The 24481-nt window shown below is 74.7% G+C and carries 21 protein-coding genes, 1 pseudogene and 1 riboswitch; of the genes and pseudogenes, 7 read left to right on the top strand and 15 right to left on the bottom strand.

The window, feature by feature from the left end; all coding sequences use genetic code 11:
- Positions 1-11: 11 nt before the first annotated feature.
- The 3 genes from ACZ5HG_RS04565 to ACZ5HG_RS04555 form a co-directional block, all read right to left on the bottom strand.
- Positions 12-812 carry an ATP-binding cassette domain-containing protein gene (locus ACZ5HG_RS04565; RefSeq protein WP_464182098.1) on the bottom strand — a complete coding sequence of 267 codons (801 nt, stop codon included), beginning with the start codon at positions 810-812 and terminating at the stop codon, positions 12-14.
- 184 nt (positions 813-996) lie between these two features.
- Entirely contained in the window at positions 997-2115 is a 1119-nt protein-coding gene (locus tag ACZ5HG_RS04560) for an ROK family transcriptional regulator (RefSeq protein WP_464180674.1), read from the bottom strand.
- 199 nt (positions 2116-2314) lie between these two features.
- Positions 2315-3532, bottom strand: a complete 1218-nt coding sequence (locus tag ACZ5HG_RS04555) for an NADP-dependent isocitrate dehydrogenase (RefSeq protein ID WP_464180672.1) — start codon at positions 3530-3532, stop codon at positions 2315-2317.
- A gap of 112 nt (positions 3533-3644) precedes the next feature.
- On the opposite strand from ACZ5HG_RS04555, the gene ACZ5HG_RS04550 reads away from it, so the two are divergent.
- Positions 3645-4736 carry an MIP/aquaporin family protein gene (locus tag ACZ5HG_RS04550; RefSeq protein ID WP_464180671.1) on the top strand — a complete coding sequence of 364 codons (1092 nt, stop codon included), beginning with the start codon at positions 3645-3647 and terminating at the stop codon, positions 4734-4736.
- Positions 4737-4767: 31 nt separating this feature from the next.
- On the opposite strand, the gene ACZ5HG_RS04545 is transcribed toward ACZ5HG_RS04550, so the two are convergent.
- On the bottom strand, positions 4768-5139 hold the full coding sequence (locus tag ACZ5HG_RS04545; RefSeq protein WP_464180670.1) for a DUF3017 domain-containing protein: 372 nt from the start codon (positions 5137-5139) through the stop codon (positions 4768-4770).
- A 141-nt stretch (positions 5140-5280) separates the two neighbouring features.
- Here ACZ5HG_RS04545 and ACZ5HG_RS04540 point away from each other — a divergent pair, with 141 nt between their 5' ends.
- Complete coding sequence (locus ACZ5HG_RS04540; protein WP_464180669.1) at positions 5281-6852, top strand: FAD-dependent oxidoreductase; 1572 nt, start codon at positions 5281-5283, stop codon at positions 6850-6852.
- A 158-nt stretch (positions 6853-7010) separates the two neighbouring features.
- Here ACZ5HG_RS04540 and ACZ5HG_RS04535 read toward each other — a convergent pair whose 3' ends face one another.
- From ACZ5HG_RS04535 to ACZ5HG_RS04515, 5 genes are all read right to left on the bottom strand, one after another.
- Positions 7011-8078: a DsbA family protein gene (locus ACZ5HG_RS04535; protein WP_464180668.1), complete on the bottom strand. Its 1068-nt coding sequence runs from the start codon at positions 8076-8078 to the stop codon at positions 7011-7013.
- Between the two features lie 176 nt (positions 8079-8254).
- Positions 8255-11308: an alpha-mannosidase gene (locus ACZ5HG_RS04530; RefSeq protein WP_464180666.1), complete on the bottom strand. Its 3054-nt coding sequence runs from the start codon at positions 11306-11308 to the stop codon at positions 8255-8257.
- A gap of 62 nt (positions 11309-11370) precedes the next feature.
- Positions 11371-12273 (bottom strand): carbohydrate ABC transporter permease, encoded by a 903-nt coding sequence (locus ACZ5HG_RS04525; RefSeq protein WP_464180665.1) that lies wholly within the window; start codon positions 12271-12273, stop codon positions 11371-11373.
- Positions 12273-13202: a carbohydrate ABC transporter permease gene (locus ACZ5HG_RS04520; RefSeq protein WP_464180664.1), complete on the bottom strand. Its 930-nt coding sequence runs from the start codon at positions 13200-13202 to the stop codon at positions 12273-12275. Before ACZ5HG_RS04520 ends, ACZ5HG_RS04525 begins: the two co-directional genes overlap by 1 nt.
- On the bottom strand, positions 13202-14554 hold the full coding sequence (locus ACZ5HG_RS04515; RefSeq protein ID WP_464180663.1) for an extracellular solute-binding protein: 1353 nt from the start codon (positions 14552-14554) through the stop codon (positions 13202-13204). Before ACZ5HG_RS04515 ends, ACZ5HG_RS04520 begins: the two co-directional genes overlap by 1 nt.
- A gap of 209 nt (positions 14555-14763) precedes the next feature.
- Here ACZ5HG_RS04515 and ACZ5HG_RS04510 point away from each other — a divergent pair, with 209 nt between their 5' ends.
- The 4 genes and pseudogenes from ACZ5HG_RS04510 (at position 14764) to ACZ5HG_RS04495 (ending at position 16190) form a co-directional block, all read left to right on the top strand.
- Positions 14764-15012, top strand: a complete 249-nt coding sequence (locus tag ACZ5HG_RS04510) for a hypothetical protein (RefSeq protein WP_464180662.1) — start codon at positions 14764-14766, stop codon at positions 15010-15012.
- Positions 15009-15230 (top strand): helix-turn-helix transcriptional regulator, encoded by a 222-nt coding sequence (locus ACZ5HG_RS04505; RefSeq protein WP_464180660.1) that lies wholly within the window; start codon positions 15009-15011, stop codon positions 15228-15230. The genes ACZ5HG_RS04510 and ACZ5HG_RS04505 overlap by 4 nt, the downstream gene beginning before the upstream one ends.
- Positions 15230-15490 (top strand): annotated as a pseudogene (locus ACZ5HG_RS04500) (alcohol dehydrogenase catalytic domain-containing protein); the annotation flags it as partial. The gene ACZ5HG_RS04505 and the pseudogene ACZ5HG_RS04500, both read left to right, overlap by 1 nt.
- A 202-nt stretch (positions 15491-15692) precedes the next feature.
- Positions 15693-16190: a zinc-binding dehydrogenase gene (locus ACZ5HG_RS04495; RefSeq protein ID WP_464180658.1), complete on the top strand. Its 498-nt coding sequence runs from the start codon at positions 15693-15695 to the stop codon at positions 16188-16190.
- Here ACZ5HG_RS04495 and ACZ5HG_RS04490 read toward each other — a convergent pair.
- From ACZ5HG_RS04490 to purN, 3 genes are all read right to left on the bottom strand, one after another.
- The gene (locus tag ACZ5HG_RS04490) at positions 16183-17409 is read right to left on the bottom strand and encodes an ROK family transcriptional regulator (protein WP_464180657.1); all 1227 of its coding nucleotides are present in this window, start codon (positions 17407-17409) and stop codon (positions 16183-16185) included. The genes ACZ5HG_RS04495 and ACZ5HG_RS04490 overlap by 8 nt on opposite strands.
- Positions 17410-17555: 146 nt before the next feature.
- Positions 17556-19187, bottom strand: a complete 1632-nt coding sequence (gene purH / locus ACZ5HG_RS04485) for a bifunctional phosphoribosylaminoimidazolecarboxamide formyltransferase/IMP cyclohydrolase (RefSeq protein WP_464180656.1) — start codon at positions 19185-19187, stop codon at positions 17556-17558.
- A gap of 51 nt (positions 19188-19238) precedes the next feature.
- Positions 19239-19330, bottom strand: a riboswitch (ZMP/ZTP riboswitch).
- 5 nt (positions 19331-19335) lie between these two features.
- Positions 19336-19983 (bottom strand): phosphoribosylglycinamide formyltransferase, encoded by a 648-nt coding sequence (purN, locus tag ACZ5HG_RS04480; RefSeq protein WP_464180654.1) that lies wholly within the window; start codon positions 19981-19983, stop codon positions 19336-19338.
- Positions 19984-20055: 72 nt separating this feature from the next.
- Between purN and ACZ5HG_RS04475 the strand changes: the two genes are divergently transcribed.
- Complete coding sequence (locus ACZ5HG_RS04475) at positions 20056-20739, top strand: hypothetical protein (RefSeq protein WP_464180653.1); 684 nt, start codon at positions 20056-20058, stop codon at positions 20737-20739.
- Between the two features lie 57 nt (positions 20740-20796).
- Here the strand turns inward: ACZ5HG_RS04475 and ACZ5HG_RS04470 are convergent, their stop codons facing one another.
- The 3 genes from ACZ5HG_RS04470 to sucC form a co-directional block, all read right to left on the bottom strand.
- Positions 20797-22122 carry a cell division protein PerM gene (locus tag ACZ5HG_RS04470; protein WP_464180652.1) on the bottom strand — a complete coding sequence of 442 codons (1326 nt, stop codon included), beginning with the start codon at positions 22120-22122 and terminating at the stop codon, positions 20797-20799.
- A 118-nt stretch (positions 22123-22240) separates the two neighbouring features.
- Entirely contained in the window at positions 22241-23137 is an 897-nt protein-coding gene (sucD, locus tag ACZ5HG_RS04465) for a succinate--CoA ligase subunit alpha (RefSeq protein WP_464180649.1), read from the bottom strand.
- A gap of 35 nt (positions 23138-23172) precedes the next feature.
- Entirely contained in the window at positions 23173-24363 is a 1191-nt protein-coding gene (gene sucC, locus ACZ5HG_RS04460; RefSeq protein ID WP_464180647.1) for an ADP-forming succinate--CoA ligase subunit beta, read from the bottom strand.
- Positions 24364-24481 lie beyond the last annotated feature (118 nt).

Raw genomic sequence — 24481 nt, 5'->3', positions numbered from 1 at the left:
GCAGCGCGCTGCTACAGCGCCCCGCCGCGCCCCGCCCCACCGCGCCCGCCGGCGCCCCCGCCCGGCAGCGGACCGGTCGGCGTGATGCCGGTGATCGCGGCGATCAGGTCCTCGTAGGAGGCGTGCTCGGCGTCGAAGTCGCCGTTGATCCGCCCGAGGCGCAGCACGACGATCCGGTCGGCGACGGCCTGCACGTCGACCATGGAGTGGCTGATCATCACCACGCCGAGCCCGCTCTCGCGCAGCCGCTCGACCATGGTGAGCACCTCGGCGGTCTGCGAGATGCCAAGGGACGCCAGCGGCTCGTCCAGCACGACCACGCGCGGGTTGCCGACCAGGGTGCGGGCGACGGCGACGGCCTGGCGCTGCCCGCCGGACAGCGAGCGCACGGGGGCGTGCACCGAGCCGATCCGGGCGGCGAGCTGGTTGAGCACCTCCCAGGCGCGCTTCTCCATCAGCGACTCGTCGAGGAACCCGCCGCGGCGCAGCTCCTGCCCGAGGTAGAGGTTCTGCACCACGTCGAGGTTCTCGCAGAGCGCGAGGTCCTGGAACACCGCGGCGACGCCGTGGGCGCGGGCGTCGCGGGTGGAGCCGAGGGTGACCGGGCGGCCGTCGATGGCGATCTGCCCGCTGTCCGGGACCAGCGCGCCGGACATGACCCGCGCGAGGGTGGACTTGCCGGCGCCGATGTCGCCGACGATGGCGACGACCTCGTGCGGGTGGATGTCGAGGTCGACGTCGACCAGGGCGCGCACGGCACCGTAGTTGAAGGAGACGCCGCGCACGGAGAGCACCGGGGCGGCGGGCGGCACGCGCGCCGGTGCCGCGCTCGCCGCGGGCGTGGCGGCCGTCGAGCGGACGGTGTCGTGGGGCGAGGTCACCTGGTCTCCTCCGCTGCGTCGTCGCTGCGACCCGCTGCGGTGGTCCCGCCCGCGGGCTCGTGGTGCTCGTCGTGCTGCTGCGCCGGGCTGCCGCGCCGGCGGTGCGCGCTGGGGCTCATCCTGCCATCGCCACCGTCCCGGCAATACCCGCGTGGTCCAGGGCGAGCGCCAGGGCGCCGCGCACCTCGGCGGCGGTGCCGAGCTCGGAGGCGACCACCTCGACCGGCCCGGCGGTGCTTGGCAGGGTGCGCTGGGCGAGCACGCTGCGGAACGTGTCCAGCAGGATCGGCCCGGCCTCGGCCAGCCGGCCGCCGACCACGACCAGCTCGGGGTCGAACAGGTTGCAGGTGTTCGCGGCACCGACGGCGAGCAGCCGGCCCGCGTCGGAGATCACCCGCCGGCACCCGGGATCGCCGTCCTGGGCTCGGGCGATCACGTCGGGGAGCGTGAGGTGGCCGTGGCTGGCCTCCAGCATCCGCAGCAGCGCGGGGGCGCCGATCAGGGCGTCCAGGCAGCCGCGGTTGCCGCACCGGCAGATCGGCCCGTTGTCGTCGATCGTGATGTGGCCGAACTCCCCCGCCGCGCCGGACCGCCCGTGCAGCACGCGCCCGTCCACGATCAGCCCGCTGCCCACGCCGTGCGAGACCTTGAGGTAGACGACGTCGCGGTAGCCGCGGGCGGCGCCGATCCGCAGCTCGGCCAGCGCGCCGAGGTTGGAGTCGTTGTCCACCCGCACGGGCACGCCGAGCCGGCGCTCCAGCACCTCGGTCACCGAGACGCCGTCCCAGCCGCGCAGGATGCCGACCGAGACGATCCGCCCGGTGGCCGGGTCGACCGGTGCGGGCACGCCGACGCCGACCGTCAGCACCTCGGGCATGGTGGCGTCGACCGACTCGACCAGCTCGGTGAGCAGCAGGGCGGCACGCTCCAGGCCGGCGTCGGCGCGGTGGTCCGGCGGCAGCGGCATCCGCTGGTCGGCGACGACACGGTGCGCGACGTCCGCCACGGCGACGCGCAGCGAGCGCGAGCCGAAGTGGATCCCGCCGACCAGGCCGAGGTTGCGGGCGAGGGTGACCTGCTGGGCGCGACGGCCCGAGCGGGAGGTGGGTGCGGTGTGCAGCACGCCCGCGCCGGTGAGCTCCTTGACGATGTTCGACACGGTCGCCGGTGACAGCCCCGTCACACCGGCCAGCTCGACCTGCGTGAGGGAGCCACGCTGCTGGACGGCACTCACGATCCGGGCGCGGTTGGCTTCACGGAGTGAAGACTGCGATCCCGGGGTCACCCGATCAGTGCCCACGTCTCCGAGGATACAGCGACGTGACGCCGTGCCGGACCGGTGCCCGGGTGGCTTCACGAGATGACGACAGCGCCCCGCCCTGCCTGCCCGCGGACGGGGCAGGACGGACGGGGCGCGGGTCGTGCGCGAGCGCTCAGGCCAGACGCGCGGCCAGGTTCTCGTCCAGCGCGGCCAGGAAGTCCTCGGTGGTGAGCCACGCCTGGTCCGGGCCGACCAGCAGCGCGAGGTCCTTGGTCATCTTGCCGCTCTCGACGGTCTTGATGACGACGTCCTCGAGCGTCTCGGCGAACTGCGTGACCTCCGGCGTGCCGTCCAGCTTGCCGCGGTGCTTGAGGCCGCCGGTCCACGCGAAGATCGAGGCGATCGGGTTGGTCGACGTCGGCTTGCCCGCCTGGTGCTGGCGGTAGTGCCGGGTCACGGTGCCGTGCGCGGCCTCCGCCTCGACCGTCTGACCGTCCGGGGTCATCAGGACCGAGGTCATCAGGCCGAGCGAGCCGAAGCCCTGCGCGACGGTGTCGGACTGCACGTCGCCGTCGTAGTTCTTGCACGCCCAGACGTAGCCGCCCTCCCACTTCATCGCGGAGGCGACCATGTCGTCGATCAGGCGGTGCTCGTAGGTCAGGCCCGCGGTGGCGAACTCGGCGGCGAACTCCGCCTCGAACACCTCGGCGAACAGGTCCTTGAACCGGCCGTCGTAGGCCTTGAGGATCGTGTTCTTGGTGGACAGGTACACCGGGTAGCCGCGCTGGAGGCCGTAGGCGAAGGACGCCCGGGCGAAGTCGCGGATCGACTCGTCGAAGTTGTACATCGCCATCGCGACGCCGCCGCCCTCGGGGTACGTCACGACCTCCTGCTGGATCGGCTCGGAGCCGTCCGCCGGGGTGAACGTCAGGGTCAGCGTGCCGGCGCCCTGGACCCGGAAGTCCGTCGCCTTGTACTGGTCGCCGTGGGCGTGGCGGCCGATGATGATCGGCTTGTTCCAGCCCGGCACCAGGCGGGGGATGTTGCTGATGATGATCGGCTCGCGGAACACCACGCCGCCGAGGATGTTGCGGATCGTCCCGTTCGGAGACCGCCACATCTTCTTCAGGCCGAACTCCTCGACCCGCGCCTCGTCCGGGGTGATCGTCGCGCACTTGACGCCGACGCCGTGCTCCTTGATCGCGTGCGCCGCGTCCACCGTGACCTGGTCGTCGGTCGCGTCCCGGTTCTCGATCGACAGGTCGTAGTACCGCAGGTCGACGTCGAGGTACGGGTGGATCAGGCGCTCCTTGATGAACTGCCAGATGATCCGCGTCATCTCGTCGCCGTCGAGCTCGACGACCGGACCCACAACCCTGATCTTCGCCATGCGCCCCAGGTTACTTGACGTCGAGAGACTTCGGCGGTCGGCCGGCGTCCAGGTCTCGCACAGGTCCCGCTGCCAGCGTGACGACCCTCATCCGCCCGACGAACGGAGCACCATGTCCACGGCCACGCCCGAGTCCGTCCCGAGCACCATCCTGCTGAGCGACGACCCGCGCGACGTCCCTCGGCCCGCCGGGCTGCTCGCACGGACCGCCGCGGAGGCGCTCGGCACCTTCGTCGTGCTGCTGGTCGGCCTCGGCACCTTCCTGCTGTCCTCGTACAGCGGTGCCGGGACCCTCGGCGTGGCGCTGGCCTTCGGCCTGGGCACGATCGCCGCCACGGCCGTCGCCGCACCGGTGTCCGGCGGGCACCTCAACCCCGCGATCACCCTGGGCAGCGCCGTCGCCGGCCGCACCCGCTGGTCGCACGTGCTCCCCTACTGGCTGGCCCAGGTGCTCGGCGCCGCTGCGGCCTCGTCGGTGGTGTTCGTGGTGCTGTCGTCCTTCGCGCCCTTCGAGGGCACCGAGCGCACCCAGTTCACCGCGCTCGCCAACGGCTTCGACCTCTACACGCCGCTGGTGCGCACCACCGACGCGGCCTCGGCGATGTCCGGCCTCGGCCTGACCGGAACGCTGGTGCTCGAGGGCGTGCTGACCGCCGTGCTGGTCGGCGCGGTGCTCGCCGTGGCCGCCCGCGCCGCGACCGACCGCGCGCACGCCGCGCTGGTGCCCGTGGTCGGCGGTCTGACCCTCACCGCCGCGATGCTGGTGGCGGTCCCGCTGACCAACGGCGGCCTGAACCCGGCGCGCTCGCTCGCCGCCGCGCTGTACTCCGACTCGTGGGTGTGGGGGCAGCTGTGGGTGTTCGTGGTCGCGCCGCTCGCCGGTGCGCTGCTCGCCGGGCTGCTGGTGCGCGCGTTCGCGGCGCCGGTCGCGGGGCGGGTCGTCGCGGACGAGGACGAGGACCTGGACGGGATGGAGGTGCTGGTCGAGGAGGTCGTGACGGTCGAGGTCGGGACGCCTGCCGCGGCTGCCGAGCCCACGACGGTCACGGAGCCGGCGACGACCGCTGCGGCCCCGAAGTCCACGGCGACCCCGAAGGCTGCGGGGAGCGCGAAGCCGGCTGCACCCGCGACGACCGCCGGGTCCCCGGAGGACGACGCGGACGCGGAGCCGACCGAGCAGAAGCCGGCGGACCCGCAGGACTGACCGGACGGACCGACCTGCCGTCCTCCCGCTCTCAGAGCGCGGAGGGCGGCAGGACCTGCGAGAGCACGGCCAGCGCGAGCGCCAGCCCGGCGAGCACGGTGACGTCCACCGACCGCCGCCGGACCACCAGCGCCGAGGGCCCCTTGCCGCGGACCACCCCGCGCACCACCGCGCACACCGCCAGCACCCCGGCGAGCGTCAGCACACCGGCGGGGGTCCCCGCGATCACCGCGACCAGGGTGCTCGCGAGCACGCCCAGCGCCACCAGCCACAGCGAGGCGTTGCGCCCGGCGTCGAGCGAGGCGCGCGCGATGGCCCGGGGGTCGAGCGGCTGCCCGTCGGGGTCGTAGCGGGCGTCCGGGTCGTCCAACGGGTCCGGTGGCGTCGGGGTGGCCTGGCTCACGTGCGTGCGCTTCCTTCCCACGACGACCCCACCCGGGGGGCCTGCATCCTCACCGTGCCGCGTGCACAAGAGGGGCCGCTCACGCGGCTCGTGATGTCCGGTCGGCCGACCCGGCCGCCGGGTCGAGACTACCGTGGCCAGGTGCCCGACCTCGCGAACCCCGCACGTCCCCGCCCTGCCGACGCCTCGCCCGCACCCGGGCACGTGGTCGTCGTCGGCGCCGGGCTCGCCGGTTCCCGCACGGTGGTCGAGCTGCGCGCCCAGGGGTTCACCGGGCGGATCACCCTGCTCGGCGCCGAGGGCGTGCCGCCCTACGACCGGCCCCCGCTGTCCAAGCATCTGATCGACCGACCGTCCCCGGCGTGGCTCGCCGACGAGCTCGGTGCCGACGCCCTCGCGCTGGCCGACGACGTGCGGCTCGACCAGCCCGCGACCGGGCTGGACGTCGGCGCCGACGGGGTCGTGGTGCGCACGGCGCGCGGTGAGGTGGCCGCGGACGCGGTGGTGCTCGCCACCGGGGCGCAGGCGGTGCGGCCCGCGGGGTGGTCCGGCGCGCGCACGCTGCACACGGCCGCCGACGCGCAGGCGCTGCGCGAGGCGCTCGGCGCGGGGGTGGGTGCCGGCGGCGGCGAGGTCGGCGCTGGCGGCGGTGCGCTGGTCCGTCCTGAGGCCGGGGCGAGCGACGCGACGGAGGGCGGCACGGGGCCGGACGGCACCGGCCCCCGGCGGCTGGTCGTGGTCGGCGCGGGCTGGATCGGCGCGGAGGTGGCGACGGTCGCGGCGGCGGCCGGCGTGGAGGTCACCGTGGTCGAGGCGACGTCGGCGCCGCTGTCCGGGGCGCTCGGCGGGCGGGTCGGCGGGCTGACGGCGCCCTGGTACGCGGCGGCCGGGATCCGGCTGCTCACCGGGGTGCGGGTGACCGATGTCGGCCCGGAGGGCGTGCGGCTGGCCAGGGTCGCCGACGGTTCTGCATCCGGGATGAGCGGGTCGGCGGACGAGCCCGGGCCTGGCGCGCCGTTCCCGGACGCCGACGCGCCCGGCACGACCGTCCTGCCGGCGGACGTGGTGCTGGTGGCGGTGGGGGCGCGACCGGCGACCGGGTGGATCGGTGACGCGCTGCCCCGCGAGGCCGACGGATCGGTGCTGGTGGACGAGGGCTACGCACCGATCGACGGCAGCCCGCGGGTGCGCGCGGTGGGCGATGTCGCGCGTCGGCGGTCGGCCCGGCACGGCTGGGTGCCCGGCGGTCACTGGGACGCGGCGCTGCGCGGGCCGGCGGTGCTGGTCGAGGCCCTGCTCGCCGACCTGCCCGGCCTGCGCGGCGGCACCGGCAGGTCCGACGACGCGGGCGGGTCCGAGGCGTCCCACGCACCCGGCGAGACGAGCGTGTCCGGCAGCCCGACCGCCACCGCCGAGCGCACCGACCTCGCGCCCTACGTGTTCTCCACCCAGCTCGGGCACGAGCTCGCGCTCTACGGGCTGCCCGGCGCGCAGGACGAGGTGCTGCTGCGCGGCGACCCGGCCGGCGCCGAGGGCTGGACGGTGCTGTGGTTCGCGCCGGGCACGGACCGGCTGACCGCCGTGCTCGCGGTGGACCGCCCGAAGGACGTCGCGGGCGCCCGGCGCCTGTTCGCGCTGCCGACGCTCCCAGACCTCGACCGCGAGCGCGCCACCGATCCCGCGATCCCCCTCCCCCGCACCACCCGCGCCTGAGCCGCGCGCGCCGCGCCCGCTCGCGCGCACCCGCAGCCGCTCGCACGCGCCCGTCCCCATCGCCGAGTTGTCAGGAATCGTCGCTTCAGCACGACCGGAAGCGACAAGAGATGACAACTCGGCGAGCGCGGGTCCGCGTGCGGCACGCGCAGCGGGGGTCAGCCGGCGGTGGGGGTGTCCTCGGGCTCGGCGGTCTCGACCGGGGCGGACGTGTCGGTCGGGCTCGACGTGTCGGTCGGGGCGGGCGTCGCGGCGGCCTCGGCGGCAGCGGCCTCCTCGGCGAGCTGCTGCGCGACCTCGCTGATGAACGCGGTGAACGCGTCGGCGTCGGTGAGGTCCCCGGTGTACTGCTGCCCGCCGACCAGCACGACGGGGCTGGTGGTGACGGTGCCGACGTCGTAGGGCACGCTCGCGGCGGCGCGCGCGGTGGCCTCCTGCGCCCAGTCGGTGAAGGAGCCGCTGGTCACGCAGTCGCCGACGGTCTCGTCGGTGACGCCCGCGTTCTGCACCAGGGCGAGCAGGTCGTCGTCGTCCAGGCCGGCCTCGGTGAGGTCGGGCTGCGCGGCGAGCAGGGCGTCGTTCACGGCGAGGGCGCTGTCCGGCAGGGTGTCGGCGACGCAGGCGAACGCACCGGCGGCCCGGGCGGAGTAGTCGCCGGTGGTCGCCATGGTGCCGAGCTGGTTGTCGGGGTCGGCGGTGGCCGAGGCCGACGCTGCCGGGGTGGGGGTGGTGGAGATCGTGGTGCCGTCGAGCAGCGCGAGCGGGTGCAGCTCGAGCGTGGCGTAGCCGGCGGTGACCCACTGCTCGATCGCGGAGGAGGAGGCGGACCAGAACGCGGCGGCGTCGGCGGAGCGGTAGTCCTGGTAGACCACGATGTCGACGCTGCCGCTGCTGCGGTCGACGACGGTGGGCGTGGGGTCCTCGCCCGGGTCGAGGGCGCTGGTGCGTGCGGCGGTGGTGGTGCTGCCGTCGCCGCCGAGGACCAGCCCGTCGCTGAGCATGTTGTGCGGGCCGATCTGCCCGGCGCGGGCCTGCGCCTGCACGACGAGCACCGCGATCACGGCCGCCGCGACGACGGTGGTGCCGGCGCCGGCCCAGCCGAGGCGCCGGTTGCGTCGTCGCCGGGCGACCTCCCGCTCGCGCTCGATGCGGGCGAGCTCCCGAGCGAGGGCCTTGCGGTCCTTCTTGGGGAGCTTCTGCTGGCCGGAGGTCGGACGGGTGCTCACACGGGTCTCCTGGGACGGGGCGCGGACGGGTGACACCGGTACGCCGCCGTCACCAGGGCCGATGGTGCCACGTCCACCTCACCGCGACCTGGGACGAACCTGGTCACCGGCTGTGCGCCGACGCAGGCCACGGCACCCCGGCGGACCGCCCGCCGAGGTGCCGCGCCGCTGCGGCGTCAGCCCCGGGCGAACCGCAGGGTGACGAGCTGGAACGGCCGCAGGTCCAGATCGGCCCCGGAGGCATCCGCAGCCGTCCCGGCGCCGACGACCGCGCACGCCGGCACAGGCCGCTCGAGCAGGTCCACCTCGACCACCCCGGCGGCCGCGAACCCTGCCGTGACGGCTGCCCGCGCGCGGCGTCCCAGCGCCTCGTACAGCCGCACCACGACGTCGCCGGAGCCGTCGTCGGCGAGCTTGACCGCCTCGACCACCACCCCCGGCGCCGACACCGTGACCAGCGGGGTCACCGCCGAGCCGCCGGTGATCGTGCGCAGCGGCAGGTTGGCGCGGTAGCCGTCCACCACCGCGTCGGCGATCTCGGCGCCCACGTGCAGGACGGTGCGGAAGGTGTGCTCGCCCTGGTCGGCCTCGGGATCGGGGAAGAGCGGCGCCCGCAGCAGCGACTGCCGGACGACGGTGGCGGTGCGGCCGTCCGCGCTCTCGACCCGCGTGACGTCGTGCCCGTAGGTGGCGTCGTTGGCGAGCGCGACGCCGTAGCCGGGCTCGCCGACGTGCAGCCAGCGGTGCGCGCAGATCTCGTACCGGGCCTCGTCCCAGGAGGTGTTGGTGTGGGTGGGGCGCATGACGTGCCCGAACTGGGTCTCGGCGGCGGAGCGGTCGGCGTGCACGTCCAGCGGGAAGGCGAGCTTGAGCAGCCGCTGCCGCTCGTGCCAGTCGACCTCGGTGACGATCTCGATCGCGGCGGTGCCGGGCCGGAAGGTCAGCTCCTGGGTGATCGTGGACTCCCCCGCCACCCGCACCACGCGCACGACGACGGCGTCCGGGCCCTCGGTGGCGACCTCGATCACCGACGCGTCCAGCAGGTCCTCGACGGTGCGCCGGTACTCGGCGTCGATGTCCCAGGCGTCCCACTGGCGCGGCACGTCGCGGTGCAGCTGGAGCAGGTTGGCCAGAGCGCCCGCCGGGATCACCTCGCGGTCGGCGGCGAGGTCGCGCAGCGAGTCGATCTGCCCGCCGGCAGTCAGGTGCACGTCGAGCCGGTCGCTGGTCACCCGCAGGGTCCCGTCCGCCTCCCGCCGCACCGCGATCGATCCGGTCGATCCACCCGCCGCGCCGCCGACCGCCCCGCCCAGCGCCGGCACCCCGTCCCGCGCGTGCGGCGCCGCGTTGACCCGCACCGTCCCCTCGCCCGGCCCGGCCAGCGCCGCGAGCGCCGTCGCGATGATCGCCTCCAGCCGCTGCTCGATCCGGGCGTAGGCCTCCTCCGCCTGCCGGTACACCCAGCCGATCGACGATCCGGGCAGGATGTCGTGGAACTGGTGCAGCAGCACCTCGCGCCAGATCTCCCGCAGGTCCGCTGCCGGGTAGGCGGCACCGGTGCGCACGGTGGCGGTGGCGGCCCACAGCTCGGCCTCGCGCAGCAGGTGCTCGCTGCGCCGGTTGCCGCGCTTGGTGCGCGCCTGCGAGGTGTACGTGCCGCGGTGGTACTCCAGGTACATCTCCCCGGACCACACCGCCCCGCCGCCCGACTCCTCCAGCTCGGCGGAGGCCCGCTCGAAGAACGTGTTCGGCGAGCCGAGCTCGACCTGCGGCACCCCGTCCAGCGAGCGGAACCGGTCGGCGGAGGCGAGCATCTCCCGCGTGGGGCCGCCGCCGCCGTCGCCCCAGCCGAAGGGCACCAGGGAGGTGTCGGCCACGGCCTTGTCGGCGAAGTTCCGCTCGGCGTGCGCGAGCTCGCGGGCCGACAGGTCGGAGTTGTAGGTGTCCACCGGCGGGAAGTGCGCGAGCACCCGGGAGCCGTCGATCCCCTCCCAGCGGAAGGTGTGGTGCGGCATCCGGTTGGTGTCGTTCCAGGACAGCTTCTGCGACAGGAACCACTGCGACCCGGCGGCACGGACGATCTGCGGCAGGGCGCCGGTGTAGCCGAAGGAGTCCGGCAGCCAGACGTCCTGGGTCTCGACGCCGAGCTCGTCGAGGAAGTACCGCTTGCCCTCGACCATCTGCCGGGCCAGCGCCTCGCCGCCGGGCAGGTTGGTGTCGGACTCGACCCACATGCCGCCGACCGGCACGAACTGCCCGGCGTCGACCTTCTTCTTGATGCGCGCGAACAGCTCGGGGTGGCTCTCCTGCACCCAGGCGTACTGCTGCGCGGAGGAGCAGGCGAAGACGAAGTCCTCCCGCTGGTCCATCAGCGCGACCACGGAGGAGAACGTGCGGGCGCACTTGCGGCGGGTCTCCCGCACCGGCCAGAGCCAGGCGGAGTCGATGTGCGCGTGCCCGGTGGCGAGCACGCGGTGGCCCGCGCCGCCCGCGGGCACCGCGAGGACGGGCGCCAGCACGGCACGCCCGGCGGTGGCGGTGCCGGCGACGTCCCGGGGATCGACGGCGTCGACCACCAGGTCCAGCGCGCGGAGCACCCGCGCGTACCGGGTCGAGAGCGGGTCGATCACCCCGAGCAGCCCCTGCACCGCCACGATGTCCTGCCAGAGGTCCCACACCTCGACGTCCCGCAGCGCGACGTCGGCCGAGCGCAGGGCGTACAGCGGCTCGGTGCCGGCGGTGAGCGGGTCGCCGAGCGGGGTGGGCGCGTACCAGGAGCCGCTGCCGATGTCCGGGTTGCCGGCGGCCTCGACCAGCACGTCCACCTCGGTCCCGGTCCACGGCACCGCCTGGTTGAACGGGGACAGCCCCTTGATCGTGCTGCCGTCCGGCCGGTACACCAGCCCCTCCGCCTGGAACCCGGTCTGCGACAGCGTGAAGCCGAGATCGACCACCAGCTCCACCGCGTACCGGTCCCCCCGGCCCGCCCAGTCCGCCGGCACCGCCCCGGTCATCCGGAACCAGGTGGTGCTCCACGGGGCGCCCCACGGCGTGCCCAGCGGCGCGTCGGCGTAGCTCTGCCCCGCCGCCTCGGCGAACGGCACCGGCTCGCCCGGGACGTGCCAGGCGGTCACCGTCAGCGGGGCGCGCGCGGCGTGCACGGCGGGCAGCACCCGCTCGTGGGTGAACCGCTCGAGACGCTGGAGGACACGGGCTGCTTCGGTCTGCATCGCACGACCTTTCCGGGGTCGACGGGCGCGCCGGGGCGCGCAGGAGGATCGGGGGGCGGGCGTCAGCCCTTGACGGCACCTGACATCGCGAACGAGCCGCCGGAGAACCGCTGCACCAGCAGGTACAGCACCAGCACGGGGACGGAGTAGAGGATCGAGAACGCCGCGAGCCGCCCGTAGGCGACGGTGCCGTAGGTGCCGAAGAAGCTGTAGATCGCGACGGCGGCCGGCTGGTTGTCGGGCGAGAACAGCAGCACGAACGGGACGAAGAAGTTCCCCCACGCCTGCGTGAACACGAAGATGAACACCACGGCGATCCCCGGGCGCATCAGCGGGACGACCACGCGGGCCAGGGCGGTCATCGACCCCGCGCCGTCCACCCAGGCGGCCTCCTCCAGGGACACCGGGACGGAGTCCATGAAGTTCTTGGTCATCCAGATCGCCATCGGCAGCGAGGTCGCGGCGAGGAAGAAGATCGTGCCGGGCACCGAGTCGAGCATCCCGAGGTTCACGAACAGTGCGTAGACCGGGACCATCATCGCGGTGATCGGCAGGCAGGTGCCGAACAGGATCGTGTAGAGGAACGGCTTGCGGAACCGCATCTGGAACCGTGACAGCGGGTAGGCGGCGAGCAGCGCCGCGAGCACGGTGAGGATCGCGGTCCCACCGCTGATCAGCGCCGAGTTCCACAGCGGCCGGAAGGTCTGCTCCCAGGTGAGGATCTGGCTGAAGTTGTCCAGCGTCCACCGCTCCGGCAGGCCGACGGACACGGTCGCGGCCGGGTCGAGGGACGCCAGCACGATCCACGCCAGCGGCACCAGGAACGCGATCCCGACGGCGACCAGGGCGATCGCCACCAGCACGCGACCGCTGCGACGACGGGGCGAGGCGACCGACGGGGCGGGGCGTCGGGCGCGACGGGCGGCACCGGCTCCGGCGACGGTAGGAGCGGTCAGGGCGGCCATCAGTCCACCTCCGGCTTGAGCACGCGGATGTACACGAGCGAGAACACCGCCCCGACCAGCAGGGTCACCGTCGCGATGGCCGTGCCGTAGCCGACCTGCGCGAACTTGAACGCCTCCTGGTAGGCCAGCACCGGCAGCGTCGAGGAGTCGGTGCCGGGCCCGCCGCCGGTCATCACCCAGATCAGGGTGAACACGCCGAGGGTCTGCAGGGTGGTGAGCATGAGGTTGGTCGAGATCGACCGGCGGATCATCGGGATCGTGATCCGGAAGAACCGCTGCGGGCCGGTGGCCCCGTCGATCGCGGCGGCCTCGGTGACGTCCGGCGGCACCTCGGACAGCGCGGCGGCGTAGACCATCATCGAGAACGCGGTGCCCCGCCAGATGTTCGCCAGGATCACCGCCAGCATCGGCACCGAGATCAGCCAGGTCGGACCGTCCAGCCCGAACCAGCCGAGCACGTTGTTCAGCGTGCCGTCGGTGGAGAAGAACGCGTACAGCGCGAACGCCGCGACGATCTCCGGCAGCACCCAGGCGACCACGACGATCGCGCTGACCGTCGCCCGCAGGGCCTTGCTGGTCGCCCGCAGCAGCAGCGCGAGCGCCATGCCGAGCACGTTCTGCCCGATCACCGCCGACGCCCCGACGAAGACGACGGTCAGCACGACGGCCTTCCAGAAGCCGTCGTCGGACAGCAGCGCCGCGTAGTTGTCCAGGCCGACGAACTCCGGCTGGGCGGCGCGGTAGCCGGTGAGCGCCTGGTTGGTGAGCGAGCCGTAGAACGACCACAGCACCGGTCCGGCGAGGAACACCGCCATCAGCACGACGGCCGGCAGCAGCGGCACCAGCCGCAGCGCGGTCCGCCCCGGGCGGCGGCGGGGCCGGGGAGCGCCCGACCCCGTCGCCGTCCGGTCGAGGGTGACCGAGGTCATCAGCCCGCGGCCTGCGTGGCGTCCTCGCCGACGATCGAGATCAGCCCGTCGTCGTACGCGGCGGCGGCCTCCTCCGGGGTGGACTGCCCGGTGGCCATCGCCTCGGCGGCGACCTGGATGTTCGAGGAGATCTGCGAGTAGTCCGGGGTGGCCGGGCGGAAGTGCGTGTTGGCCACCAGCGAGGAGAAGAACTCGAAGGACGGGTTGTAGCCCAGGTACTCCGGGTCCTCGGCGACGTCGGTGCGCACCGCGATCTGGCTGTTCTCGGTGTCGTACTTCAGGGAGTTCTCGCGGTTGAGCGCGGTGGCGATGAAGTCGAAGGCCGCCTGCGGGTCGCCCGCGTGCGCGCCGACGGCGAGGGTCCAGCCGCCGGACATCGACGTGGTGCCGGGCTCCTGGCCGTCCTGGGTCGGCATCGCCGCCATGCCCAGGGTCTGCTCCCACTCCGGCCACGCGTTGTCGCCGCTGATCCACCCGCCGGGCAGCCAGGAGCCGTCCACGGCCATCGCGAGCTTGCCCTCGGGCAGCAGCTCGGTGGCGACGCGGGCGCCGACCGAGGCGTCCAGCGCGATGTCCAGCGAGGGTGCCAGGCCCTCGGAGTAGATCGTGTCGAGGAAGGCCAGCGAGTCGACGAAGCCCTGCGAGCCGGTGATCCACTTCTGGCTGTCGGCGTCGTAGAGCTGGTCCTGCGTGCCGTAGAGCAGCATCTCGAAGCCCTGCATGGTGGTGGCCTCGCCGGCGGCCTTGCCCGCGTAGACGTTCAGCGGGGTGACGTCCGGCAGCTCCGCCTTGATGGTGCGCGCGGCGTCGAGGATGTCGTCCCAGGTCTCCGGCTGCCAGTCGGTCGGCAGGCCCGCCTGCGCGAACAGGTCCTTGTTGTAGTAGATCCCGCGGGTGTCGGTGCCCATCGAGACGCCGTAGACCTTGCCGTCGTCGCCGAGGCCGGCCTGCCGGGCGTTGTCCGGGAACTGGTCCCAGTCCTCCCAGGCGTCCACGTACTCGTCGATCGGCAGCAGATAGCCGGCGGCGGCGTCGGAGCGGATCTGGAAGGTGTCCTCGTAGATGACGTCCGGCGCGGTGTCCGGCGACCCGTTCATCAGCGCGAGCTTGGTGAAGTACTGGTCCTGCTCGGCCTCGATCGCGACCAGGTCGACGGTCATGCCCTCGTGCGCGGCCTCGTACTCGGTCTTGGCCTTCTGCAGCAGGTCGTCGAGCTGCACGAACTGCGCGGTCTTCTGGTAGGCCACGGTGATCGTGGTGTCGTCGTCGCTGCCTCCCCCGCCCCCGGAGGAGCAGGCGGCGAGCGCGAGGACGAGGACTCCGGTCGTGGCGACAGCGGCTTGCAGACGCATGGATGCTCCTTTGCTCCACGTGCACGGTCCGGGCGGCGCTGCCCGGGACCCGATAACTACAACGTCTGGATGAATTGCTGTCAAGTGGAACGAACCGGTCGATACCGGACCGTGACGATCCGGCCCCATGTCAAAGATGTTTGACACACCCTCGCGACGAGACCTACCGTTCCGATGTCAAACATCTTTGACATCCAGCGGAGGGCACCATGTCGTACCTGGAGAAGAGCACCTGGGCCTTCGGGCTGATCGCCCTGATCGGCTACGGCAGCTACGTCGCCGTGGTGCTGTCCCGCGCCGACGGCGGCCCGCTGACCGAGGTCGCCTACGCCGGCCCGCTGCTCACCACCATCGGCGCCGCGATCGTGGCGGGGATCCTCGCCGGGATCGTGCTCGGCGCCGCCTCCCCCGACCGCGCGGTCACCGACGAGCGTGAGCGGGAGATCTCCCGGACGTGAGACCGACCGCCGTCACCAACCGGGTGCGGGCGCTGCGCACCGACGCCGGGCTGACCCAGGCGCAGCTCGCCGCGGTGCTGGGCGTGACCCGGCAGACCGTGATCGCCGTCGAGCAGGGCCGGTACTCGCCCTCGCTCGAGCTGGCCTTCCAGATCGCCCGCGCCCTGGAGCGGCCGATCGACCAGGTGTTCTCCTACGAGCCCGACGGGGGCGCGTGATGCGAGCGGTGGAGCGGGAGCGGTACGGCGACGTCCTCCGGATGGGGCGTCGCCCGGAGCCGGAGCCGACCGGCGACCAGGTGGTGGTCGCGGTCGAGGTGGCCGGCCTCACCATGGCGGACTGGCACATCATGACCGGGCTGCCGCGGGTGGCCCGGGTCGCGTTCGGGCTGCGCGCCCCGCACGAGACCGGCCTCGGCACCGACCTGGCCGGCACCGTGGTCGCGGTCGGCCCCGAGGTGAGCGCGCTGCGGGTCGGCGGCCGGGTGCTCGGCGCGGCGGAGGTGGCGTTCGCCGACCGGGCGCTCAGCCGCGAACGCCGGCTGGCCACCCTGCCCGACCACGTGCCCGCCGACCTCGCCGCCGCGGTGCCGATGGCCGGGACCACCGCCCTCCACGCCCTGCGCACCGGTCGCGTCGCCGCCGGGTCCCGCCTGCTGGTGCTCGGCGCGGGCGGCGGGGGTGGGGTCGCTGACCGTGCAGCTCGCGCTGCGCGCCGGGGCCGAGGTCACCGCCGCCACCACCCCGGAGAAGCACGACCTGCTGCACGCGCTCGGCGCGCACGCCGTGGTGGACCGCACCCGCCCCGAGGCGCTCGGCACCGGCTACGACGCCGTCGTGGTGACCGGCGGCCTGACGCCCCTGCGCCGGCTGCGCGCGCTGCTCGCGCCCCGGGGCACGCTGGTGCTGGTCGGCGGCGAGGGCGGCGGCAGGATCGTCGGCGGCGGGCTGCGGCTCCAGGCACGCGCCGCCCTGCTCGACCCGTTCGTCCGTCAGCGGCTGCGCACGGTGCTGGCGACGGAGAACCCGCGCGACCTCGCCACGCTGCGCGACGCGCTCGCCGACGGGTCGCTGACGCCGGCGATCGACCGGCGCTACCCGCTGGAGGAGGTCGCCGCCGCCATCGCGCACCTGGCGTCCGGGCGGGCGCGCGGCAAGATCCTGCTGGACGTCAGCTGACCAGCAGCAGGTCGGTCGGGCGGGGCGTGAACGCCTGGCCGAGCAGCAGGCAGCCCGCCCCCACCGCGCCGACCTGCGGGCCGAAGCCGGAGGACGTCACGGTCACCGGGTAGCCGCCGGGCACCGGGTGCGCGGCGACCTCGGCCTCCAGCGCGGGCGTCGCCGCGGGGGCGATCCGGTCCCACAGCGGCCCGCCGACCAGCACCGCCGGCACGTCCAGCAGATCGGTCAGCACCCCCGCCGCCCGGCCGACGCTGCGCCCCGCGCGCACCAGCACCTCCCGGGCACCCGCGTGCCCCGCGTCCGCGGCCGCGCACAGCACGGTCACCGCCCGGTCCACTGAGCGCGGGTCGCCGTCCCCCCAGTCCGGCAGCGCGACCCCCGCCGCCCGGCCCTGCTCGGCCAGCGCCTCCGCACGCAGCACCGCGCCCAGGCAGCCGCGCCGCCCGCACCAGCAGGCGGCACCGTCCGGGTCGGCGATCAGGTGGCCGGACTCCCCCGCGTTCCCGGAGACCCCCCGCACCACCTCGTCGTGCAGCACCGTCGACACCGCCACACCGGTGCCCAGGTAGAAGAACACGAAGTCCGACGCGTGCTGCACCGGCGCCCACAGGTGCGCGCTCGCCGCCGCGATCACGTCCTTGTCCAGCACCACCCGCAGCCCGGTCCGCTCGGCGACCGCGTCGCGCAGGGGCACGTCGTGCCAGCCCGGCAGGTGCGGCGGGTCCAGCACCACCCCGGCCTCGACGTCGATCGGCCCCGGCACCGCGATCCCGACGCCCAGCACCCGCTCGCGGTCCACCCCGGCGCCGTCGATCAGCCCCTCGATCTCGGCCACCAGCCCGTCCACCACGGCACCCGGGTCCTCCGGCACCGGCGTCGGCACCTGCGCCCGCGCCACCACCGCACCGGACAGGTCCAGCAGCACGAAGGTCATCGTCGCCGGGTCCAGGTGCACGCCCACCGCGTACCGGCTCGGCGGGCTCAGGCGGAGCAGGGTGCCCGGGCGTCCGGGGCCGACGCGCGCGGCCTCGCCCTCCTCGACCACCAGGCCCAGGTCGAGCAGCCGGCGCGCCACGTTGGTCACGGTCTGCGGGGACAGCCCGGTGCGGCGGGCCACCTCGGCGCGGGCCAGGCCGTCACCGGCCCGCCGGATCGCGTCCAGCACGACGGTCTGGTTGAAGTCGCCCATCCGCGGCAGGTTCGTCCCGCGACGCATGCGCACCCCTTCCGCCCGGCTCCCTCGCTCGTCCGCTCGCATCATGGCAGACCATCCCGCCACCGAGGTTGCACGAACGCAGGCTTCACGGGAACGGAAGCCTGCATTCGTGCACTCTCGACGCGATCCCGACGCGCGGGGCGCGCTCAGTGGGCGAAGTGGCGGGTGCCCGTGAGGTAGAGGGTGACGCCGGCGGCCGCAGCGGCCGCGACGACCTCCTCGTCGCGGACGGAGCCGCCGGGCTGGACGACCGCGCGCACACCGGCATCGAGCAGCACCTGCAGGCCGTCGGCGAAGGGGAAGAACGCGTCCGAGGCGGCGACCGCGCCGCGCGCCCGCTCGACGTCGCCGGTGTTGGCCCGCTCCACCGCGAGGCGGCAGGAGTCCACCCGGTTGACCTGGCCCATGCCCACGCCCACCGAGGCGCCGTCGGCGGCCAGCAGGATCGCGTTGGACTTCACCGCGCGCACCGCGCGCCAGGCGAACGCCAGGTCGGCCAGCGTGGCGGCGTCGGCGGCCGCACCGGCGGCCAGGGTCCACGTGCTCGGGTCGTCGCCCGCGGCGTCGATCCGGTCCACCGCCTGCACCAGCAGCCCGCCGCTGATCGGTCGGGTCTCCACCGGGGCGGAGGGCGCGCCGTCCACGGTCAGCAGGCGGATGTTCTTCTTGCGGGACAGGATCTCCAGCGCCTCGGGCTCGTAGCCGGGGGCCACGACGACCTCGGTGAACACCTCGGCGATCTGCTCGGCTGCGGCGCGGGTGACGGTGCCGTTCGCGGCGATCACCCCGCCGAAGGCCGACACCGGGTCGCAGGCGTGCGCCTTGGCGTGCGCGTCGGCGATGTCGGCGCCGACCGCGATCCCGCACGGGTTGGCGTGCTTGATGATCGCCACCGCCGGACCCTCGTGGTCGTGCGCGGCGCGCCAGGCGGCGTCGGCGTCCACGTAGTTGTTGTAGCTCATCGCCTTGCCGTGCAGCTGCGTCGCGCGGGCCAGGCCGGGGGCGCCGTCGCCGGCGGTGTAGAGCGCGGCGCGCTGGTGCGGGTTCTCGCCGTAGCGCAGCACGTCGGCGCGCTCCCAGGTGCCGCCGATCCAGGCCGGGAACCCGGTGCTGACCCCGTCGACCTCGTCGGTGCTGGTGGCGACGCTGCCCATCCAGGACGCGACCGCGACGTCGTAGGAGGCGGTGTGCACGAAGGCCTGCGCGGCGAGCCGGGTGCGCTCGGCCAGGGTGAAGCCGCCGGCGGTGACCGCCGCGACGACCTCGGCGTAGGCGGCCGGGTCCACGACCACCGCGACGCTCGGGTGGTTCTTGGCGGCGGCGCGCACCATCGACGGCCCGCCGATGTCGATCTGCTCCACGCACTCGTCCGGGGTGGCGCCCGAGGCGACCGTCGCGGTGAACGGGTACAGGTTCACCACCACCAGCTCGAAGGGCGCGACGCCCAGCTCGTCCAGCTGCGCCAGGTGCTCCGGGCGGCGGGTGTCGGCGAGGATCCCGGCGTGCACCCGCGGGTGCAGGGTCTTGACCCGCCCGTCCAGGCACTCGGGGAAGCCGGTCAGGTCCTCGACGCGGGTCACCGGCACGCCGGCGGCGGCGATCGTGCCCGCGGTGGAGCCGGTGGACACCAGCTCGACGCCCGCGGCGTGCAGGGCGGTGGCGAGGTCGACCAGGCCGGTCTTGTCGTAGACCGACAGCAGCGCGCGGCGCACCGGGCGGCGGGTGGTGTCGGCCGTCGGGTCGGCGACGGTGGGGAGCGGGGCGAGGTGGGCAGTCACGAGGACCTCCGGGTCGGCGGCGTGCACCGGTCGACGGTGCGCGGATCAGGACCCGGGCACCCAGGCGATCGGTGCGACGGAACGGTTCGATCGGGTCGCTCCCCGGTGGTCAGTTCCACCTCTCGCCAGTCACGGCCCGCGGACGAGCCTACCCGAGCGCGCCGACCGTGACGCGGCGCCCGTCGACGGTCAGACCGCCGGCGACCACCCGCGCCACCTGGTCCACCAGCAGCGCGCGCTCGGCCACCTTGATCCGCTCGTGCAGCGTGTGCTCGTCGTCGCCGTCCAGCACGGGCACGGCCACCTGCGCCACCACCGGGCCGGTGTCCACCCCGGCGTCGACCACGTGCAGCGTGCAGCCGGTGACCTTCGCCCCGAACGCCAGCGCGTCGCGCACCGCGTGCGCGCCGGGGAACGCCGGCAGCAGCGCCGGGTGGGTGTTGAGCACCCGGTCGCGCCAGCGGTCGAGCACCGGCGCCCCGAGGATCCGCATGAACCCGGCCGACACCACCAGGTCCGGGGCGAACACCGCGATCGTCTCGGCCAGCCCCGCGTCCCAGGCCGCCCGGTCCGCGAAGTCCCCGGGCGCCACCACCGCGGTCGGCACCCCGGCGGCCCGCGCCAGGTCCAGCCCGCCCGCCGCCGCCCGGTCCGCCACCACGCCGACCACCCGCGCGGGGTAGTCCGGCTGCGCGTGCGCGGTGAGCAGCGCCGCCAGGTTCGATCCGGCGCCGGAGACCAGCACGACGACACGACCCGTGCGACGGGTGGCGGGACGGGGCGGGGTCGCGGTCATGGGCGGAACCCTAACCGCGCCGCCGCCGGACGCCGCACCGGGCCCACGGCGCGGATGCGAGAGGATGCAGGGGTGAGCAACCCGTACGCGCCCCCGCAGCCCGGTCAGCCACCGGCCGACGGCGCGTCGACCCCGACGGCGCCCGGCGCACCGGGGCCGGACGGCGCGGACGGCTCGACGGGCGGTCCTGCGGGGTCGCCGCGCGGCCCGTACCCCGGCCCGGTCCCGCCGCGCCCGTTCGGCCCGGGCTCGTCCGGTCCGGCACCGCAGGGCCCGCACCCGCACGGCCCGCACCAGCAGCGCCCGCTCCCGCAGGGCCCGCTCCCTCCGGGCGGCGCCGTCCCGCCTCCCGGCGTCCGGCCCCCGCTGCCCCCGGCCGACCCCGCCGACGTCGCGCGGGCCGGGCGGCTGATCCGGCACTTCGGCGTCTACCTGCTGGCCGCCATCGCCGTGAGCATGCTCCCGCTGCCCTGGCAGGCCGCCTCGCTGGTGTTCGTGGTCGGCGCGCTGCTCTCCGGCCTGCGCGCGCTGGGGGCGGTCCGGCTGGCGCGGCTGGGCGGGGTGATGCCGATGCTGGTCGCCGGGCTGGTGATGACCGGGCTGCTGCTGATGGCGACGCTGGTCTCGCTCAGCGGGTGGACCGCCGCGACCGAGCGGCAGGACTGCCTGCGCACCGCCCTCACCGAGTCCGCGCAGGCGGCCTGCGAGCAGCAGTACGAGGACGCGCGGCTGCCGCAGACCGGCGAGCAGGGCTGATCCGGCGGCCCGGGCCGATCGAGCGGCCCGGCGGATCGATCGAGCCGGGTGGCCCCGTCAGTCGTCGGAGCCGGTCGGGGCCTGCGCCGCGGCGCCGCGCCCACCGGTGACCGCCGACCACGTCCGTCGCGCCCCGCGCGCCACCAGCGCCCGCACGTGCCGGTCTCCCGGCAGCAGCACCAGCAGGGCGCCGAGGCCGACTCCCGCCGCCACGGCGAGCCCGACCGGCAGCGCGTCGGGCCCGAGCTCGGCCATCCGCCCGGGGCCGATCCCTCCGCCGGCCAGCGCGCCGAGCAGCACGGCGCCGATCCCCGATGTGCCGGCCATGACCACGGTGGCGACCAGCGGGTCCAGCGCACGGGTGGTCACGAGCCGACGGCGCAGCACCAGCGCGACGGCCGCACCGATCGCGACCAGCACCACCGGGACGATCCGCAGCACCCCGCCGGAGACGTCGGGCGCCGGCAGCGCGCCGAGCAGCGGCACCGCGGGCAGCGCACCGGCGGACGTCCCGCCGACCGCGAAGGACGTGCCCGCACCGACCTGGAACCCCGGGCCGGCGATCCACGCCAGCGCCCAGACCACCAGCGTCGGCAGGTAGGCGAGCTCGCCGATCGCCAGCACCACCCCGCCGACCGCGTCCAGGCCGAGGCCGCTCACCACCTCGGAGATCGTGGTCCGGCCGGTGACGACCCACAGCGTGACCAGCGCCGACGCGAGCACCACCAGCGAGGCCAGCGCGGCGGTCCCGGCGAGGACCCCGCGGTGCACGGCCTCGGGCAGGCGGTCGCGCACCGGGGCGAGCACGTCCCGCAGCCGTGGCGCCTCCGGACGGCGCAGCAGCCCGCCGCCGATGCCGAGCACCGCCAGCAGCGTCGCCCCCATCAGCGCGAGCACCAGGTGCAGCAGCGGCGCACCGGCGAACAGCCCCACCACCAGCACCACGCCGAGGTAGGCCGCGACCCCGGCGCCCAGCGCGGACCTCGTCGCGTAGCCGGAACGTCGCGCGGAGGCGTAGCAGGAGAACAGCGCGAGCGCCGTCAGCCCGAGCGGCAGCAGGGTCACCGAGGGCTCGATCGCGAACGGCGCCCCGTGCGCCAGCAGCCACAGCCCGGCGGCGACCCGCACCGCGTGCGTCCAGGCGACGCCCTGCGCGGTCGGCGTGGCCGAGGTCGCGACGAACACGGCGACCGCCGGCAGCACCACGACCAGCAGCGACAGCAGGGCGCCCTGCAGCCCGGCGAGCATGCCGCCGACCCAGCGCGGGGCACCGTCGAGGTCGCTGACGAAGAACGACGAGGCGGCCCGGTCGTCCACCACGCGTCGCGTCCGCCCGGTCCGGGGTGCCCGGCGGTCGGGACGGGTGCCGGGTGCGCTGCTCACCCCTCCATGGTCGCCGCTGCGCGCCGCCGCGCGCGCCAGGCGCACCGAGAGGGCAGCAGTTGTCGCTTCCCGGCCCGCGGAAGCGACAACTGCTGCCCTCTCGACGAGAGAAGACCGCTCAGGCGAGCAGCGCGCGGGCGAGCTCGGCGGTCTCGGTGGGCGTGGTGCCGACCTTGACCCCCGCCGCCTCCAGGGCCTCCTTCTTGGCCTGCGCGGTGCCGGCGGAGCCGGAGACGATCGCCCCGGCGTGGCCCATGGTCTTGCCCTCGGGGGCGGTGAACCCCGCGACGTAGGCGACCACCGGCTTGGTGACGTGCGCGGTGATGTACGCCGCCGCCCGCTCCTCCGCGTCGCCGCCGATCTCGCCGATCAGCACGACCAGGTCGGTGTCCGGGTCGGCCTCGAACGCGGCCAGCGCGTCGATGTGCGTGGTGCCGATCACCGGGTCACCGCCGATGCCGACGGCGGTGGAGAACCCGAGGTCCCGCAGCTCGTACATCATCTGGTAGGTCAGCGTGCCGGACTTCGACACCAGGCCGATCCGCCCGGGGCCGGTGATGTCCGCGGGGATGATGCCGACGTTGGACTTCCCGGGGCTGATCAGGCCGGGGCAGTTCGGGCCGACCAGCCGCACGCCCTTGTCCTGCGCGTAGGCGAAGAACTCGGCGGTGTCGGCGACCGGCACGCCCTCGGTGATGATCACCACCAGCGGCACGCCGGCGTCGACAGCCTCGATCACCGCCGCCTTGGTGAAGGCCGGCGGCACGAAGATCACCGAGACGTCCGCGCGGGTGGCCGCGACGGCGTCCGCCACGCTGCCGAACACCGGGATCGCCACGGTCAGCCCGGAGCCGTCGCCGCGCGGGAACTCGACGCTGGTGCCGGCCTTGCGCGGGTTCACGCCGCCGACGACGGTGGTGCCGGACGCCAGCATGCGGGTGGTGTGCTTGCTGCCTTCGGAGCCGGTCATGCCCTGCACGATGACGCGCGAGTCCGCGGTCAGGAAGATCGCCATGGGAGCTGTCTCTCGTCTCTGGGGTCTCGGGGCGGTCAGGCCGTGGCGAGCGCGGACAGCCGGGCGGCCTCGGCCGCTCCGCCGTCCATGGTGTCGGCCAGGGTGACCAGCGGGTGCGCGGCGTCGCGCAGGATCCGCCGGCCCTCCAGCACGTTGTTGCCGTCCAGCCGCACGACCAGCGGCTTGGTGGCGTGGTCGCCGAGGATCTCCAGCGCGTGCACGATGCCGTTGGCGACCGCGTCGCAGGCCGTGATCCCGCCGAAGACGTTGACGAACACCGCCTTGACCTGCGGGTCGGACAGGATGATGTCGAGGCCGGCCGCCATCACCTCGGCGGAGGCGCCGCCACCGATGTCGAGGAAGTTGGCCGGCTTCGCGCCGCCGTGCTCCTGACCGGCGTAGGCGACCACGTCCAGGGTGCTCATGACCAGGCCGGCGCCGTTGCCGATCACCCCGACCTCGCCGTCGAGCTTGACGTAGTTGAGGTCCTTGGCCTTGGCGCGTGCCTCGAGCGGGTCCGCGGCGGCGGCGTCCTCCAGGGCGGCGTGGTCCGGGTGCCGGAAGTCGGCGTTGCCGTCCAGCGTGACCTTGCCGTCGAGGGCGACGACCTCGCCGTCCTCGGTGAGCACCAGCGGGTTGACCTCGACCAGGGTGGCGTCCTCGTCGCGGTAGACCTCCCACAGGCGCTCCAGCACGGCGGCGACCTTCGGCGCGATCTCGGCGTCGAAGCCGGCGGTGGCGACGATCTCGGCGGCCTTCGCGGCGTCGATCCCGGTGCGCGGGTCCACGGGCACCCGGGCCAGCGCCTCGGGACGCTCGACCGCGAGCTGCTCGATCTCCATGCCGCCCTCGACGCTCGCCATGGCGAGGTAGCGCCGCTCGGCGCGGTCGAGCAGCAGCGAGAAGTAGAACTCGCGGGCGATCCGGGCGCCGGCGGCGACCATCACCCGGTGCACGGTGTGCCCCTTGATGTCCATGCCGAGGATCTCGCCGGCCTTCTCGGCGGCCTCGTCGGCGGACCGGGCGAGCTTCACGCCGCCCGCCTTGCCGCGACCGCCGGTCTTGACCTGCGCCTTCACCACCACGACGCCTGGGGCGCCGTCGGCACCGAGCAGCGTGGCTGCCGCGGTGCGCGCCTCCTCGGGGGTGGTGGCGACGATCCCGCCCAGCACGGGGACGCCGTGCCGCTCGAACATGTCTCGTGCCTGGTACTCGAACAGGTCCACCTGCTGCGGTCCTTCCGTCGCCCTGCGCCAGGGATGGCTGCTCTGCCGGCTCGATGGTAGCCCCGGCACCGAGGATTTCTCTCGACGTCAAGGCAACCCGGGCTCTCGGCGTCAAGAC

The sequence above is a fragment of the Cellulomonas sp. GTC20042 genome, assembly GCF_055389595.1.
Note: the sequence above shows the minus strand (reverse complement) of the source record. Positions and strands in the feature narration are given on the sequence as shown.